The following is a 14598-nucleotide window of genomic DNA, read 5'->3' on the forward strand; positions in this document are numbered from 1 at the left end:
GCGTTGTCTTAGCCTCGAAGTTTCCAGAACATGATCGGTTCTGAAAACGCCCTAGCCGGGTGTCGAGGACAGCAGCGGCGACCATGCCGGATCGGACGCGAAGCCCGGCGTCGGCACCTTCAGTTCGTTGCGGCCCGAGATGTCGACGGAGTACAGCGACGGTCCGCCGGCGCCGCCGGGATCGCGGAAGAACATCAGCACGCGGCCGTTCGGCGAGAAGGTCGGGCCTTCATTGTGATAGCCGGAGGTCAGCAGCCGTTCGCCGGAGCCGTCCGGCTTCATGACGCCGATCGAGAACTGACCGCCGCCCTGCCGGGTGAAAGCGATGTAGTCGCCCCGCGGCGACCACACCGGCGTCGAATAGGTGGCGTTGGTATCGTCCTTGGAGAAGGAGATGCGCTGCGCCGCTCCGCCGCCCGCCGCCATCACGTAGATCTGCGACCGGCCGCCGCGATCGGATTCGAAGCAGATGCGGGTGCCATCCGGTGAGTAGGAAGGAGACGTGTCGATCGCCGGCGTGTCGGTGAGGCGCGTGGTCGAGCGCGAGCGCAGATCCATCACGAACAGATTGGAGTTGCCGCCCTGCTGAAGGCTCATGATGACGCGCTGGCCGTCCGGAGAGAAGCGCGGCGCAAAGGTCATGCCGGGGAAGTTGCCGACGATCTCGCGCTGGCCGGTCTCGATGTTGAAGAGATAGACCTTCGGATCGCCCTGGCCGAACTCCATGTAGGTGATCTCTTGCGAGTTCGGCGAGAAGCGCGGCGTCAGCACGAGGTCGGAGCCGCGGGTCAGATAGCGGACGTTGGCGCCGTCCTGGTCCATCATCGCAAGCCGCTTGACGCGGCGCTCCTTCGGACCGGTCTCGTCGACGAACACGACGCGGCTGTCGAAATAGCCCTTCTCACCGGTCATCTGCTCGTAGATCTGGTCGGAGATGATGTGGGCGATGCGGCGCCAGTATTCCGGCGAGGTGAAATATTGCTGTCCGGTAAGCTGCTGGCCGGTGACCACGTCCCAAAGGCGGAATTCAGCCTTGAGCCTTCCGTCCTGCCCCCGCGTCATGCGGCCGGTGACCAGTGCCTGCGCGTTGATGGTCTTCCAGTTCTGGAATTGCGGCGCGACGTCGATGTTGTTGATCCGCTCGATGAAGGCAGCCTGGTCGATCGGCGCGAACAGGCCCGAGCGCTTCAGATTGTTGGTGATGACCTGGGTGACGCCGTTGCTGACCTCGCCGTCGGCGGGCGAGCCCGGCACGAAGTTGGAGATCGCAATCGGAATCGGCCGAAATTCGGTGGGATTGATAGGAATCCGCGCCTGACCCTGGGCAAAGGCCCGTCCGCCCCCGACCATTGCGAGCGTCGACCCGGTCAGAGTCATGAAGCGGCGGCGGGTCATCGATCGAACGTCATTCATCGCAAAATTCTTTTGTCCGGATGTCACAACATGTCTTTCAGGCCGAAAGTCATTGGAATGGTCTTCCAAGTCTCATACTGCTGCTTGGGCAGGAACGAATAGGCCTGACACTGCACGATCGCGCGCTTGGCGCTCTCCGCAACAGCTTGCGCAATCGACCGCGACGGTCCTCTCACGGCGACGATGACGGGCTCTGACGCGAGCGATCCGTCGATCCGCATGGCAATGTCGATGTCAGCCTCGTATTGAGCGGCGTCCTGCCCATTGTAAGTGGGCGTGAAGCAGCGCTTGACCGCGCCCTGGAACGCACCTTGCCAGGTCGCGACGTTGTTGGCGGACGTTCCAGTGGTCGATCCCAGCGAAGCCGACGCATTCAGCGCCGAGCCGGTCTGCTCGTGGCGGGTCGCGGCGCGCTTGTCGAGGTCGCGCTGGATCTGCGCGGGATCGAAGCTGCGCTCCTTAGGCTTCGGCTGTTGCGGCGGCTGCACCGCGGCGACCTTCTGCTCGACCGGCTTCGGCGGCGGCTTCTTGGTCTCCTGCTTCTTCATGAGCTCGGCGAGCGGATCTTCCTTGGCCGGGTCAGGCTTCTTTTCCGGCGGCTTCGGCTCTTCCTTCGGCTTGGCTTCGGCCACGGGCTTGGGCGGCTCGGGCTTTTTCTCGACCGGCTTCTCGACGGGCTTTGGCGGCGGCTCCGGCTGCGAGTTGGTCTTGATCAGCTCTTTCTTCTCGGTGACCTTGCCGACGGCGTCCTCTTCGGGCTTGGGCTCGGCGATCTTCTCGACCTTGGGCTTCGGCTCTTTCTTGTCGCCGGTCTTCTGCCCCGACATCATCTGCGCGAGCTGGTCGGTGGAGATGATGTCGACCGGAAGCGACTCCTCCGGCGCGATGTAGGCTTTGCTGCTAAAGGTGACCAGCCCCCATCCCAGCACCAGGATGTGGAGAGCAATCGACGCAACGAATGTCTTGTCGACGTTCACCTTCACGGCTTACCCCTGATCCGCCTCGGTGACGAGCGCCAGCTTCTTGAAGCCCGCTCCCGACAACAGGCCCATGACCTTGGCCACCGTGCCGTAATCCGCCTTCTTGTCGGCACGCAGATAGATGCGCTCCTCGAGCCCGCCGCGCGCGTCCGTGATCGCCTTCAGCTTCGGCACCAGCTCGTTGATCGCGATCTCGGCGTCGTTGATGAATACCTTGCCCTTGATGTCGACCGACATCTGGATCGGCTTCTGATCGTTGTTCTCGAGGCTCTTGGCCTGGGTCTGCGGCAGGTCGAGCGGCACGCCGACGGTCAGCATCGGTGCCGACACCATGAAGATGATGAGCAGCACCAGCATCACGTCGACCATCGGGGTGACGTTGATCTCGGCCACGACCGGCTTGCGCCGGCCACGGCGCCCGCCGCCTCCGGACGAACTCGCAACGTTCATGCCCATAGTCTGGTGCCCAAATTGCCCTTCACACTATACATGCCGTCCGTCAGCCCCGCTCGTCGATCTGACGCGACAGGATGGCTGAAAATTCATCGGCGAAACCTTCGAGCCGCTGGGCCTGCCGGTTCACCTCGGACGTGAACTTATTGTAGAAAATAGTGGCAGGAATGGCGGCGATAAGGCCGACGGCGGTCGCAAACAGCGCCTCCGCGATACCGGGGGCCACCACCGCCAGAGAGGTATTTTTCGACGCCGCGATCGACTGGAAGCTCGACATGATGCCCCAGACCGTGCCGAACAGGCCGACGAAGGGGCCGGCGGAGCCGACGGTGGCGAGCACCAGCAGCCGGCGCTCGAGGCGCTCGACCTCGCGCGCGATCGAGACGTTCATCACCTTGTCGATGCGCATCTGAAGACCGGCGACCGAACGGGCCTGGTTTTCAAAGGAACGCTTCCACTCGCGCATCGCCGCGACGAAACAGGCCGCCATGGAATGGGTCGGCTTGGCGGAAAGCGTGCGATAGAGTTCCTCGATCGACTCGCCGGACCAGAACGCCTGCTCGAAGCGGTCCATCGAGCGGCGGGTGCGGGCAAACAGGAAGATCTTGTCGATGGCGATGGCCCAGACCCAGACCGAGCAGGCCAGAAGGCCCAGCATGACGCCTTTCACGATCCAGTGAGCCTGCCAGAACAGCGCGATCAGCGACACGTCCGCGGAAGCGGCAACCGGAAGGGCTGACTGAGCCACGTCGGCCGGATTCATAAGCAGTATCCTCTCAAGGCGATCGTTATCCGATGTTCCGCGGCAGCAAATGGCTGCCGGTTCCCCAATGGCCGCGCAAACCGTCGCGGCTGGCAAGCCCGCTCAAAAGCCTTGTCTTTCTGGGGTGCAGGGGCTCGTCCAAAGCCGGCCGTCTGCATTCCCTGCCAAGATGTCAAAACTATGGGCCTCGACGACGGCTCCGGGCGCGATTGTCCATAATTACCAGAGCCCGCCGATGGTTAATGCGGGGTTACCAACGACGAATTTGGCTGCCGGAAAGGTAGGCAGCGCAGGGGGATGGGGTGGCGGCGGGGGCCGGGCAGGCTGTCGCGTGGCGTTACCGGGGAGGGGAAGCAGCCGATCCAAGCCAGGTCAGTTCCGCCCCCTTGCCGGCTGGCGTTACTCGTCGGCCAGATCCAATTCACCCAGGTCACGAGCGGCGTCGACGACCCGATTAACCTGCACGCCGTCGGGTATGACACGGTAGAGCACCAGCCAGCGGGAGATGACCAACACCCGCGCTTCGGGGGCGATGTCCGACCGGGCCGGCCCTGATTGGGGAAACATAGACAGCTGGCTGAGACGCGCCTCGACGCGATCGATCCAGTAATCGGCTGTCTCTACCCCTTTGTCGGCAGCGATATGGAACCAGATTTCGAGGAGGTCGCGTTCCGCGGACTTGGAAAGCCGAACCTCACCCAACTTATTTGCCCGCAGCCTTCAAGAGCTCGCGGCCCTTGGCTTTGATGCCGGCGAAGTCGGCGGGGCCCGCATCCCCGCTGGCTTCGCCTTCGGTCCAAGCCCTCCGAAGAAACTCAATACGAGCTTCTTCGGTCTGCTCCATGATCCGCAAAGCCTCGCGCACGACCTCACTCGCCGAGGTGTAGCGGCCGCTATCAACCTTCGCCTTGACGAACTCGTGCAGTTCGTCGGTCAGCGAGACGTCCATATTCATGATCGGCGCCTTTCCTCAGACATTATGGAAGCGACGACAAACTTTGGCAATCTTTGCCATGGACCGCATGATGCGGACCCTCCCCTTCACCACTTCTCCTTCGAGGTCCGCACGTCGAGCTCGAACGACCAGGCGCGCTCCGGCTGGCGGTAGAGGAAGGTGAAGGCATCGACGATGCCCTCGATGTCGATCAGGCTGTCCTCGCGGCCAGCCGCATCGGGAAAGCGCGAAAAGATCTTGTCGCCGGCGATGGCGCCGTCGACCACGACGTGGCCGACATGGATGCCGTCGCTCGCGTATTCCTTGGCCATGGCCTGCGCCAGTGTGCGCACGCCCGCCTTCGCCGAGTTGAAGGCGCCGTAGCCGGAGCGTCCGCGCAGCGAGGCGCTGGCGCCGGTGAACAGCAGCGTGCCTGTCTTGTTCAGCACCATGCGGCGCACCGCTTCGCGGCCAAACAGGAAGCCGCCGAAGCAGACCACGCGCCAGGCGTTCTCGAAATAATCGGCCTCCATCTCGATGATCTTGCCCGGCGTGTTGTTGCCGGCGTTGTAGATGGCAAGGTCGAGGTTCTCGCCGGCGGCATCGAACAAGGCGGCGATGTCACGCTCGCTGGTTGCGTCCGCAACGACCGGAATGGCCGCGCCGCCCGCTCTCTCGATGTCGCCGGCGACCGCCTGCAACGCGGACAACGTCCGGCCCGCAACGATCACCTTGAGCCCGTCGGCTGCAAAGCGCTTGCAGAGCCGGGCGCCGAGCCCGCGGTCCGGGCCGACACCGATCACGATTGCCGTCTTCATTGCACTCTCCGGGGATTGAAGGGGTCAGGCCGCAGAAGCCGGTTCGGGGCAGTTGGTCAGTCGCGCCGGATTGCCGACCGCGGTGCAGCCGGCGGGAATGTCCGACGTCACGACCGTATCGGCGCCGATCTTCGCAAATTCGCCGATGGCGATGTCGCCGAGAATGGTTGCGCCGCCGCCGATGAAGACGCCGCGGCCGATGCGTGGCGAACGCGCCGGCAGCTCGCCGCGGCGGCCGATGCTGACGTTCTGGAGGATGGTGACGTCGTCGCCGATCACCACATTGGCGCCGATCACGATGCCGGTGGCATGGTCGAGATAGACGGCCGAGCCGATCTGTGCCGCAGGATGAATGCTGACTTGCAGGAGGTTCGACGCCTCGTTCTGGAACAGCAGCGCGGCATCGCGATGGCCGCGGTGCCAAAGCCAGTTCGAGACGCGCCAAGCCTGGAGCGCGATATAGCCTTTGTAATGCAGCAGCGGCGGCAACAAATCCGCGATGGCGGGATCGCGGCGTGCGATGGCCTGCAAGTCCTGGCTGGCCAATTCGACAAGGTCGGGCTCGTCATGAAAGGCATCGCGGGAATAGGACGTGAAGCGCGCGCTCCCGGTAGCGCCGCCAAGCCGCTGCCCGATCAGATCGGCCAGGGCGGCGGCAAGATCATCATGCGCAAGAACGGCCCTCGCAACGGCCTTGCCGAAGACGGGGTCGGCAGCCGCCGCGCGCTCCGCTTCGCTGCGGATCGCCTGCCAGAGGCTGTCGCTCGCCTTGATCGCAGCCTCGGCCATCGCCGCCTCCGGTCTGTCGTTCCCCGTGACGGCGAATATAGGCAGTCGGCATCAAGGCGCCAGAACCAAACCGCCCGCCTGCGGGTTGCGCAGGCGGGCGGCTCGGGGCCATCAGGACTTTGGGGGCATGCGCCTGAAGGCTTTGAGATCTACCGGCTTCAGATCAGCCTTTTTCAGATCAACCCTGCGGCTGGTCGGTCGGCGGCGGGGTCGGACGCGTCTTGTGCTGCGCCATGAACTGGTCGAACTCTTCCTTGTCCTTGGCGTGACGCAGACGGTCGAGGAAGTTCTTGAACTCGACCTGCTCTTCTTCGAGCCGCTGCAGCGTCTCGGTGCGGTATTCATCGAAGGCGCGGTTGCCGCTCGAGGGCGGACCGAAGCCGAAGCCGAAACCGCGGCGCTCCATGCGGCCGCGCATGCGGTCCATTTTGTACTGCATCCGCTCCATCTTGTTCTGCCAGCGATCCTGATTGCTCCAGCACGACATTCTTCTGCTCCCGAGTGTGAAAAAGAGAAGGGCAAGTCCGACCGGCCACCAGATGATGAAGCCGAGGATGGTCACGGCGATCCAGCCGGGATGCCAGGGCGTGTCCAGCATGCGGGGGCGCTCGTACTGTTGCTGGTCCGAAGGGCCGCGCCAGCGATTGACGTCAGCGGTGTAGGCCATTTCCCATCTCCATCACGGCAAGTGCCGTTGTGAATGTAAATAACATTCACATAGCTAGACCATCCCGTGGTTTTGTCAAGCTGACCCGCTGACAGGCCGGGCAAATTATTTGCGCAATTTTATTTCGGCTTGCCCCAGGGACTGGCGGGCGGCAGGCCAGATCCGGAGGATGCCTCCGGTGGCACCGGCGGCGGCTCAGCGCTCTTCGGCATCGGCGGCGGACGGCGGTCGGTCGGGAAGCCGAGGCCGCGCAGATAGATCAGCACCTCGGCCTCCAGCAGCTCGTCGGGCGACATCGGCAGCTTTCGCCGCGCGGCATCGCCGCGCGAGAACAGCGAGGCGACGCCATGCGCCATCGACCAGATGTGCAGCGCCATCATCATCGCCGGCGGCCGCGGCGTGCCGGGCGGCGCAAGCGCCGCAAGGCGCTCGGCCGCGGCGCGAATGATGTTGAAAGCACGCTCGCTGGCGGCCTGAAGCGCCGGATTGGCGTCGACCGGAAGACCCGATTCGAACATCGCGTTGTAGAACGCAGGCTCCTCGCGGGCGAAGGCGAGATAGGCCTTGCCGACGCGCTCGAACGCGGTGACCGTATCGGGCCGCCCGTCGTCCCAAGCTGCGGTCAGGCGCGCCTCGAACTGCTCGAAGCCGCGCTGGGCGATCGAGGACAACAGCTCGTCGCGGTCGCGGAAATGGCGGTAGGGCGCGGCCGCGCTGACGCCGGCCATGCGCGCGGCATCGGCGAAGGTGAAGCCGGCCGCCCCCTTCTCGGCGATCAGCCCGAGAGCGGCCTGCAACAGGGCTTCCTTCAGATTGCCGTGGTGATAGCCGCGCTCGGCGCGGCGCTCCTTGCGCCAGCTCATGTGAACGACTTTTACATGAGCCGGGCGTGAAGGTCACTAGCGGTGACGAACCCCGTACTTCCACGGTTCGACAGGGCCGCTTGCGTCAGCAACGGCCCGGAAACGGCTTCGCCCGAGGCTACATCTGCGGAATCGGCAGCACGGGCATCACCTCGATCGCCTCGCCCGGGAAGATCGCAAAGTGCGGATGGTTCTCGAACAGCTTTGCGGCATCCTCCTGCGAGGCGGCCCGCACCACCGTGAAGCCGGTCAGCGCATTGCTGATCTCGGTGATGCCCTTGCCGTCGATCCTGCGCGTCTTGCCGAGCGGACCGCCCATCTCGACGATGACGGCCTTGTGCGTCTCGACCCAGCCGTGCCAGGCGGCCATGCCCTCGCGTTCTTTTGCCTTCCTCGCGGCCTCGGGCATCGCCTGCCAGGCCTTCATCTTTTCGCCGCTCATGCTGCCGAGATAGACGGCGAGGAATGTGTGCTCGGTGCTCATCGGTTCTCTCCCTTGTTGATCTCTTGGCGACATCCGCGACAGCCGCGCGGCTGCTTTGGCTATTTCTTCAGATCGTCGAAGCCGGCCGCAGCGGCCTGCACGTCCGGCGGAAAGTCGGACATCTCCTGCACCTGCCGGATCTCGATGACTTCATTGGTGGAGGCCGGGCATTTCTTCGCCCAGGCGATGGCTTCCTCGCGCGAGTCCACCTCGATCATCCAGTAACCGCCCAGGACTTCCTTGGCTTCCGCGAAGGGCCCGTCGGTGACGATGGGCGCGCCGGTGGCGAACGAGACCCGTGCGCCCATCGACGGCGGGTGCAGGCCGTCGAGCGTGATCAGGATGCCGGCATCCTTCAGCGCCTCGTTGTAGCGCATCATGGCGGCGACGCGTTCGGGATCGAGCTGCACGTCCGGCGGCGCGGTCTCGTAGCCGAGCGGGATCATCAGCATCATGAAACGCATGGGTGCGTCCTTTCCTTCGCCTGTAAGACGAACGCTGGTGTACCGAACCGACAGGGGCGCGGAAATTATTTCAGAGGTTATTGCGCGCGCTAACGCGGCTGCGGCAGGAACCGGCCGTCCTGGAAGGACGCGCCGAAATAGACCTCGATGCGGCGGACCTTGCCGCCCTCAAACGTGAAGAACTCGGTGTTGCGAAAACTCCTGCCATCTCTTGCCAGGCAGCGATAGGTGACGAAGGCCTCGTCGCCGGCGACGAAGATGCGCTCGATATCGTGCCGCGCGATCCAGCCGGTGTCACGCCAGCAGCGCTCGAAATAGGTGGCCTTGTCGAGGTCGTCATCGAACGGGCTGGTGAAGCGGAAATCATCAGCGAGGGCATCGCCGACCTGTTGCCGATCGTTGGCGAGATAGGCGGCGAAAAGATTTCGAATCACGCGTTCGCAGTCATCGGGCATTGCCAAGTCTCCGCGGAGAGAATCACCTGCAAGACGACGCACGAGCGACGATTCCGACAATTTGTCGCAGCGACGCATACAAGGCCTGCGCAAATCGCCTCCGTAGAACTACGGCGGCATCGCAGCCAGTTTATGAATTCCGCCGTGCATATGAATCCAGAACGCTCGTGAGTTGAAAGAGATGTGTGCGGTCGCGGGAAACTACGGAAGCCACGCAGGTTTTTGCAAGGGTTTACAGTTGCTCAACGCGCCTGTGCAACTTTTCCGTCAGCGGAACGGTGACGTGATCTCTTGAAGCCGCCTTCGAATCCTACGGAGTTTCAATTGTTCAATTTTCAGAGCAAGAAGGTCAGGCACGCAGTCGCGGAGGTCGAGGCGCTCGACCGCTCGCAGGCAGTGATCGAATTCGGCCTCGACGGCACCATCATCGACGCCAATGAAAACCTTCTCAAGATGAGCGGCTACACGCTCTCGGAGATCAAGGGCAAGCATCACAGCATCTTCGTCAGCCCCACCGAGCGCGAGAGTGCCCGGTATCGCGACTTCTGGGCCAGCCTGAACCGCGGCGAGTTCCAGACCACGCAATACAGGCGCTACGGCAAGAACGGCAAGGAAGTCTGGGTCCACGCTTCCTACGCGCCGCTGCTCGACGAGAACGGCAAGGTGATCTCCTTCATCAAGTTCGCCACCGACATCACGGCGTACAAGATGAGGAGCATGGAGGAAGCCGGCAAGCTCGCCGCGATCAGCCGTGCGCAGGCCGTGATTGAGTTCAACATGGACGGCACCATCGTCACCGCCAACGAAAACTTCCTCAACGCCTTGGGCTACTCGCTCGACGAGATCCAGGGCAAGCATCACAGCATGTTCGTGACGCCGGAAGACCGCGCCGGCGCGGCCTATGCCGATTTCTGGGCGCGGCTCAACCGCGGCCAGTTCGAGGCCGCCGAATACAAGCGGCTCGGCAAGGGCGGCAAGGAAATCTGGATTCTGGCGACCTACAACCCGATCCTTGACGAGATGGGCCGGCCGATCAAGGTGGTGAAGTTCGCCACCGACGTCACCGCGCAGAAGATGAAGACGGCCGACAGTGACGGCCAGCTCGCCGCGATCCAGAAATCGCAGGCTGTGATCGAGTTCAACATGGACGGCACGATCCGCACCGCCAACGCGAATTTTCTGGGTGCGATGGGTTATTCGCTGGCCGAGATCAAGGGCCAGCACCACTCCATGTTCGTCGAGCCGAACGAGAAGAACTCGGCGGCCTACCGCCAGTTCTGGGACGCGCTCAATCGCGGCGAGTACCAGGCCGCCGAATACAAGCGCATCGCCAAGGGCGGCCGCGAGATCTGGATTCAGGCGTCCTACAACCCGATCTTCGACCTCAATGGAAAACCCTACAAGGTGGTGAAATACGCCACCGACATCACCGCGCAGGCGATCGGCCGCAAGAAGGCCGACAATGCGCGCGGACTGATCGACGCGGTCGCGGCCGGCAGCGAGCAGATGAGCGCCTCGATCCGCGAGATCTCCGAGACCATGGCGAAATCACGCGAGACCTCCAAGGCTGCGACCACGCGGGTCGACGCCGCCGACGGCCAGGCCCAGCGGCTGAGCGCGGCCGCGCAGGCCATGACCGGCATCGTCGAGATGATCGCCGGCATCACCAGCCAGATCAACTTGCTCGCGCTCAACGCCACCATCGAATCGGCGCGTGCGGGCGAAGCCGGCCGCGGATTCGCGGTGGTCGCCTCCGAGGTCAAGAACCTCGCCAACCAGGCCAAGCAGGCGACCGACACGATCACCTCCGAAATCGACGCGCTGAATACCATCTCCGGCGACGTCGCGACCTCGCTCACCGCGATCAAGGTCGCCATCGCCGGCGTCAACGAGTTCATCGCCTCCACCGCCGCCGCGGTCGAGGAGCAGAGCGCGGTGACCGCAGACATGTCCGCCAACATGCAGCGCGCCGTGGCGGAGCTGTCGTAGGCGCCGTCCAGTTCCTCCCTAACGCCGTCATCCCGAGGCTCACACTGCAAAGCAGTGTGAGCCTCGCAGGATGAATCGGCCCCGGATGCAGCCGGGCCGTCGCCCTTCGAGGGCCGCTTTGCGGCCGCCCTCAGGGTGACGGATGCAGCATGTCGCCAGTTGCGCCGGACCCGCGCTTGCCCCTTCCTCCTCCGGACCAAAGCGCAGTAATAAGGAAGCGCGTGCTCACGCACGGCCCTTCCCGACAGACAGGACAGTCCCGCCCATGCCCGCCTCCCTGCAGAAAATCGCCCTCGTCACCGGAGCCGCACGTGGCATCGGGCTTGCGACGGCGAAGAAATTCCTGGCCGAGGGCTGGCGGGTGGCGCTGCTCGACATCGAGGGCGAATTGCTCGGCCGTGCGGTGGCTGAAATCGGCCAGAGCGAGGCGACGCTGGCGTTGGCCTGCGACGTCTCGGATACCGAGGCGGTCGCGGCTGCGATGAAGACGGTCGAGCAGCGCTTCGGCCGGCTGGACGCGCTCGTGAACAATGCCGGCATCGCGGTGTTCGCGCCGCTGATGGAGACGTCGGAGGCCGACTGGCGCCGCGTGCTCGAGGTCAACCTCACCGGCCCGTTCCTCTGCACCAAAGCGGCGGTGCCGCTGATGCGTGACGGCAATGGCGGCGCCATCGTCAACATCACATCGATCTCGGCCGTGCGCGCCTCGACGCTGCGCTCGGCCTACGGCACCAGCAAGGCCGGCCTTGCGCATTTCACCAAGCAGCTCGCGGTCGAGCTCGCCTCGCTCAACATCCGCGTCAACGCGGTCGCGCCGGGACCGGTCGACACCGCAATGGCGAAGCAGGTGCACAGCAAGGAGATCCGCGCCGACTATCACGACGCCATTCCGCTCAACCGCTACGGCCTCGAAGAGGAACTCGCTGAAGCGATCTATTTCCTGTGTTCCGAGCGGTCGAGCTATATCACCGGTCAAATTTTGGCCGTTGATGGCGGCTTCGATGCAGCCGGCATCGGCCTGCCGACGCTGCGCGGCCAGCGGCGCAACGGGTAGAAGCCTGTACGCGAAGCGCGGGGCGCTGGGCGTAAACCACCTCTTCTCGTGCCGCGAGAAAGATGGTGGGTTACGCTTCGCTAACCACCCTACGGCACCGAATGTGCGGAGAGTTCATGCAACGCGTTCCCTTCCTCAAAGCCCTGATGCTCGCATCCGCGCTGCTGGCCGCCGCACCCGCTGCCGCCGAAATCCGCATCATCCAGTCGCCGGGTGGACAGGTCGGCCCGTTCCTCGACCTGTTCGAGAAGGTGCGCGAGAGCGGCGAACGCGTGGTGATCGACGGACCGTGCCTGTCCGCCTGCACGCTGGTGCTGAGCATCGTGCCGGGCGAGCGCATCTGCGTGACGAAACGCGCCGTGCTCGGCTTCCATGCGGCGCGCTCGGTCGACCGGCGCGGGCGCTTTTATGCCGAGCCGGAGGCATCCGAGGCGGTGCTGGAAGCCTATCCCGGTCCGGTGCGCGACTGGATCAGCCGCCGCGGCGGCCTCTCGTCCAGATTGCTGTTGCTGAAGGGCCGCGACCTCGCCGCGATTTATCCGCGCTGCCGGTAAGGATCAGGCGGCCAGGCGCGACATGACCGCGTTCATCCGGCACTGTCCGGCGATTAGGCAGTTTTGCAGAATTCCGACTGTTCCGGCATGAAATCCGCTCAAGCGCTTCGCAATGGCTGCACAAATTACGCGGTTTCCGGCTTTTCCCCAAGGTCTATGATGATGCTGTCCAGACTGAGGCTGCGGCGGCTTCATATTTTCAGCAGTGGTCACAGACGAGGATGGTTCCGCTTTTTCAAGATTGTTCATTTTCAAACGGGTCGCGAGCTGTGCAGCCCATCGATTTTCGCTACCGCCTGTCGGAGCAGGGACGCATCGTCCTTGGCCAGTTGAGCTCCGAGGAAACCGTCGAGTTCGAGCTGCTGTCGCGGCGCGACCGCGAGGGCCTGATGGACCTCACGTCCGAGCTGCGGCTGCTCGAGCTCTATGTGAAATATGCCGGCTCGGGCGCGCGGCCCGGGCTCGCACCGCCCATGCCAGCATGGCCGGCGAGCGGGCCATTGCAGCGGCGAAGGCTGCCGGTGCGGACGGCACGGCCGCGCAACTACGTTCTTTCGATGCTGGTGATCGCAAGCGTCAGCTTCACGTTGATCGCCTTGCTCGTGAGCTAGCAGGCAGGCACGCCGGCGCAATGGCACCCGGCACGCAATTCGTCAGGCCTAGTAGAATTTCTGGATCATCTGCGCCAATTCCATACTCGCGCAGATGAGCATACCCCAAAGTGCAAAGTTGATCTGTAGCGCCGCCGCCATCGGTCGCTCCCCTTCCAAATCACGCCCGCCCCAGTTTGTAGAATTTATGAACAAATGATTAGCGATTCTGACGCGCCGTTCACAGCCTAATATTGCGCCAGTTATTGTGCGATGCAGTCCGCATCATTCACGAAGCGGCCTCACTGCTCTCGCAATGTGATGCGAGAGCAGGATCATAATCGGCCATGCCCGCCCCGTCGTTTCCCTTAGGTTCCATTTAATCGTCGCGATGCAAGCTCCCGCGTGCGGCGTTTGCGTGTCGCGTACCGCACCAAGGGTCCGGCATGATGCGACACGGCTTTGTCTTGCTTACTTTTTGCGCAACGCTCATGGGATGCGCGGTCGCGCCGGCGCAGGAACGCCGGCCGATCGCATGGGATGGCTTCGGCCAGAATCCCAACAAGGTCTCGAGCCGGCCTCTTGTCACAAAGCGGAGCGCGGCGAACGCGCCCCCTGTGCAAGACAGCCCCAATCAGGAGCGCGAAAGAGTGCTCGGCACCTTGCGCCCGTACTCAGAGGCGTGGTGGGCGGTCCATGACGAAATCGAAGCGGAGAACGACAGGCAGCTCGGCACCAAGCTCGTGATCTGCCCGCGCTGCGTTCGACAGCCGTCGCCGGGCGAGGATGTCACCGGGTCGATCCGTTGAACGAATACGCAGCCGATTCGCGCATGGCGTGACGGCCTCGGGCGGGCTCCTCTCCCGCGGCAGAGAGAGGAAGCGCCGTCCGACGCATCAAGCGGCCGCGCCTGTCACATTCCCTCGGCCGGGCAGTTCACCATCCAGGGGATGCCGAACCGGTCCACGCACATGCCGAAGCCCTTGGCCCAGAACGTCTTGCTGAAGGGCATGCTGACCGAGCCGCCGTCGGCGAGCGCGTTGAACTTGCGCTCGCCGTCCGCGGGGTCCGTGACCGTGAACGAGATCGCAAAGCCCTGCGGCTTGCTGAAATGCTCCGGCGGCACGTCGGAGGCCATCAAGACGCTGCCGTCGGGCAGCGACATCCGCGCATGCATGATCATCTTCTCGCGGCCGGGCGCCGCGGGCATATCCGGCGGCGCGTCCGATGACCGCATCATGGCGTCGATCTTGCCGCCGAGAGTCTTGGCGTAGAAGTTGAACGCCGCTTCGCAATTGTCCTGATAGAACAGATAGGGATTGAGCATC

Annotated in this window: 19 protein-coding genes; 5 read left to right on the forward strand and 14 right to left on the reverse strand. The window is 63.9% G+C overall.

What is annotated here, in order from left to right; all coding sequences use genetic code 11:
• Positions 1-51 precede the first annotated feature (51 nt).
• The 13 genes from tolB to AB7532_RS30900 form a co-directional block, all read right to left on the reverse strand.
• Positions 52-1395 carry a Tol-Pal system beta propeller repeat protein TolB gene (gene tolB, locus AB7532_RS30840; protein ID WP_441239387.1) on the reverse strand — a complete coding sequence of 448 codons (1344 nt, stop codon included), beginning with the start codon at positions 1393-1395 and terminating at the stop codon, positions 52-54.
• A 41-nt stretch (positions 1396-1436) separates the two neighbouring features.
• Complete coding sequence (locus AB7532_RS30845; RefSeq protein WP_441238435.1) at positions 1437-2396, reverse strand: protein TolA; 960 nt, start codon at positions 2394-2396, stop codon at positions 1437-1439.
• Positions 2397-2399: 3 nt separating this feature from the next.
• Positions 2400-2849 carry a protein TolR gene (gene tolR / locus AB7532_RS30850; RefSeq protein ID WP_441238436.1) on the reverse strand — a complete coding sequence of 150 codons (450 nt, stop codon included), beginning with the start codon at positions 2847-2849 and terminating at the stop codon, positions 2400-2402.
• Between the two features lie 43 nt (positions 2850-2892).
• Positions 2893-3609: a protein TolQ gene (tolQ, locus tag AB7532_RS30855; protein ID WP_441239388.1), complete on the reverse strand. Its 717-nt coding sequence runs from the start codon at positions 3607-3609 to the stop codon at positions 2893-2895.
• Positions 3610-4008: 399 nt separating this feature from the next.
• Positions 4009-4311, reverse strand: a complete 303-nt coding sequence (locus AB7532_RS30860; protein ID WP_441238437.1) for a type II toxin-antitoxin system RelE/ParE family toxin — start codon at positions 4309-4311, stop codon at positions 4009-4011.
• 1 nt (position 4312) lies between these two features.
• Positions 4313-4564, reverse strand: coding sequence for a type II toxin-antitoxin system ParD family antitoxin (locus AB7532_RS30865; RefSeq protein WP_441238438.1), 252 nt, complete (start codon positions 4562-4564; stop codon positions 4313-4315).
• An 86-nt stretch (positions 4565-4650) separates the two neighbouring features.
• Complete coding sequence (locus AB7532_RS30870; RefSeq protein ID WP_441238439.1) at positions 4651-5361, reverse strand: SDR family NAD(P)-dependent oxidoreductase; 711 nt, start codon at positions 5359-5361, stop codon at positions 4651-4653.
• 24 nt (positions 5362-5385) lie between these two features.
• Positions 5386-6150, reverse strand: a complete 765-nt coding sequence (locus AB7532_RS30875; RefSeq protein ID WP_441238440.1) for a serine O-acetyltransferase — start codon at positions 6148-6150, stop codon at positions 5386-5388.
• A 178-nt stretch (positions 6151-6328) separates the two neighbouring features.
• Positions 6329-6817, reverse strand: coding sequence for a DUF2852 domain-containing protein (locus tag AB7532_RS30880; RefSeq protein ID WP_441238441.1), 489 nt, complete (start codon positions 6815-6817; stop codon positions 6329-6331).
• 119 nt (positions 6818-6936) lie between these two features.
• Positions 6937-7680 (reverse strand): TetR/AcrR family transcriptional regulator, encoded by a 744-nt coding sequence (locus tag AB7532_RS30885; RefSeq protein ID WP_441238442.1) that lies wholly within the window; start codon positions 7678-7680, stop codon positions 6937-6939.
• A gap of 118 nt (positions 7681-7798) precedes the next feature.
• Positions 7799-8164: a hypothetical protein gene (locus tag AB7532_RS30890; protein ID WP_441238443.1), complete on the reverse strand. Its 366-nt coding sequence runs from the start codon at positions 8162-8164 to the stop codon at positions 7799-7801.
• 59 nt (positions 8165-8223) lie between these two features.
• Complete coding sequence (locus AB7532_RS30895; RefSeq protein ID WP_441238444.1) at positions 8224-8628, reverse strand: YciI family protein; 405 nt, start codon at positions 8626-8628, stop codon at positions 8224-8226.
• Positions 8629-8717: 89 nt separating this feature from the next.
• Positions 8718-9083, reverse strand: coding sequence for a nuclear transport factor 2 family protein (locus tag AB7532_RS30900; protein ID WP_441238445.1), 366 nt, complete (start codon positions 9081-9083; stop codon positions 8718-8720).
• 324 nt (positions 9084-9407) lie between these two features.
• Here AB7532_RS30900 and AB7532_RS30905 point away from each other — a divergent pair, with 324 nt between their 5' ends.
• From AB7532_RS30905 to AB7532_RS30925, 5 genes are all read left to right on the forward strand, one after another.
• Positions 9408-11072 (forward strand): methyl-accepting chemotaxis protein, encoded by a 1665-nt coding sequence (locus AB7532_RS30905; protein WP_441238446.1) that lies wholly within the window; start codon positions 9408-9410, stop codon positions 11070-11072.
• 265 nt (positions 11073-11337) lie between these two features.
• A complete protein-coding gene (locus AB7532_RS30910) occupies positions 11338-12126 on the forward strand; it encodes an SDR family NAD(P)-dependent oxidoreductase (RefSeq protein ID WP_441238447.1) in 789 nt (262 codons plus the stop codon).
• 116 nt (positions 12127-12242) lie between these two features.
• Complete coding sequence (locus tag AB7532_RS30915; protein ID WP_441238448.1) at positions 12243-12680, forward strand: hypothetical protein; 438 nt, start codon at positions 12243-12245, stop codon at positions 12678-12680.
• A 269-nt stretch (positions 12681-12949) separates the two neighbouring features.
• Positions 12950-13291: a hypothetical protein gene (locus AB7532_RS30920; RefSeq protein WP_441238449.1), complete on the forward strand. Its 342-nt coding sequence runs from the start codon at positions 12950-12952 to the stop codon at positions 13289-13291.
• 425 nt (positions 13292-13716) lie between these two features.
• Positions 13717-14079, forward strand: a complete 363-nt coding sequence (locus AB7532_RS30925; protein WP_441238450.1) for a hypothetical protein — start codon at positions 13717-13719, stop codon at positions 14077-14079.
• 104 nt (positions 14080-14183) lie between these two features.
• Here the strand turns inward: AB7532_RS30925 and AB7532_RS30930 are convergent, their stop codons facing one another.
• Positions 14184-14597 (reverse strand): VOC family protein, encoded by a 414-nt coding sequence (locus tag AB7532_RS30930; protein WP_441238451.1) that lies wholly within the window; start codon positions 14595-14597, stop codon positions 14184-14186.
• Position 14598 lies beyond the last annotated feature (1 nt).

This window comes from Bradyrhizobium sp. 930_D9_N1_4 (genome assembly GCF_052076015.1).
Classification (GTDB): Bacteria; Pseudomonadota; Alphaproteobacteria; order Rhizobiales; family Xanthobacteraceae; genus Bradyrhizobium.

Bases quoted from the DNA above. Each gene is read 5' to 3' on its own strand.
- AB7532_RS30930 (WP_441238451.1), bottom strand. From the start codon at position 14,597: ATGCTCAATCCCTATCTGTTCTATCAGGACAATTGCGAAGCGGCGTTC.
- AB7532_RS30915 (WP_441238448.1), top strand. From the start codon at position 12,243: ATGCAACGCGTTCCCTTCCTCAAAGCCCTGATGCTCGCATCCGCGCTG.
- tolB (WP_441239387.1), bottom strand. From the start codon at position 1,395: ATGACCCGCCGCCGCTTCATGACTCTGACCGGGTCGACGCTCGCAATG.
- AB7532_RS30890 (WP_441238443.1), bottom strand. From the start codon at position 8,164: ATGAGCACCGAGCACACATTCCTCGCCGTCTATCTCGGCAGCATGAGC.
- AB7532_RS30910 (WP_441238447.1), top strand. From the start codon at position 11,338: ATGCCCGCCTCCCTGCAGAAAATCGCCCTCGTCACCGGAGCCGCACGT.
- AB7532_RS30880 (WP_441238441.1), bottom strand. From the start codon at position 6,817: ATGGCCTACACCGCTGACGTCAATCGCTGGCGCGGCCCTTCGGACCAG.
- AB7532_RS30925 (WP_441238450.1), top strand. From the start codon at position 13,717: ATGATGCGACACGGCTTTGTCTTGCTTACTTTTTGCGCAACGCTCATG.
- AB7532_RS30870 (WP_441238439.1), bottom strand. From the start codon at position 5,361: ATGAAGACGGCAATCGTGATCGGTGTCGGCCCGGACCGCGGGCTCGGC.
- tolR (WP_441238436.1), bottom strand. From the start codon at position 2,849: ATGGGCATGAACGTTGCGAGTTCGTCCGGAGGCGGCGGGCGCCGTGGC.
- AB7532_RS30885 (WP_441238442.1), bottom strand. From the start codon at position 7,680: ATGAGCTGGCGCAAGGAGCGCCGCGCCGAGCGCGGCTATCACCACGGC.
- AB7532_RS30895 (WP_441238444.1), bottom strand. From the start codon at position 8,628: ATGCGTTTCATGATGCTGATGATCCCGCTCGGCTACGAGACCGCGCCG.
- AB7532_RS30865 (WP_441238438.1), bottom strand. From the start codon at position 4,564: ATGAATATGGACGTCTCGCTGACCGACGAACTGCACGAGTTCGTCAAG.
- tolQ (WP_441239388.1), bottom strand. From the start codon at position 3,609: ATGAATCCGGCCGACGTGGCTCAGTCAGCCCTTCCGGTTGCCGCTTCC.
- AB7532_RS30900 (WP_441238445.1), bottom strand. From the start codon at position 9,083: ATGCCCGATGACTGCGAACGCGTGATTCGAAATCTTTTCGCCGCCTAT.
- AB7532_RS30875 (WP_441238440.1), bottom strand. From the start codon at position 6,150: ATGGCCGAGGCTGCGATCAAGGCGAGCGACAGCCTCTGGCAGGCGATC.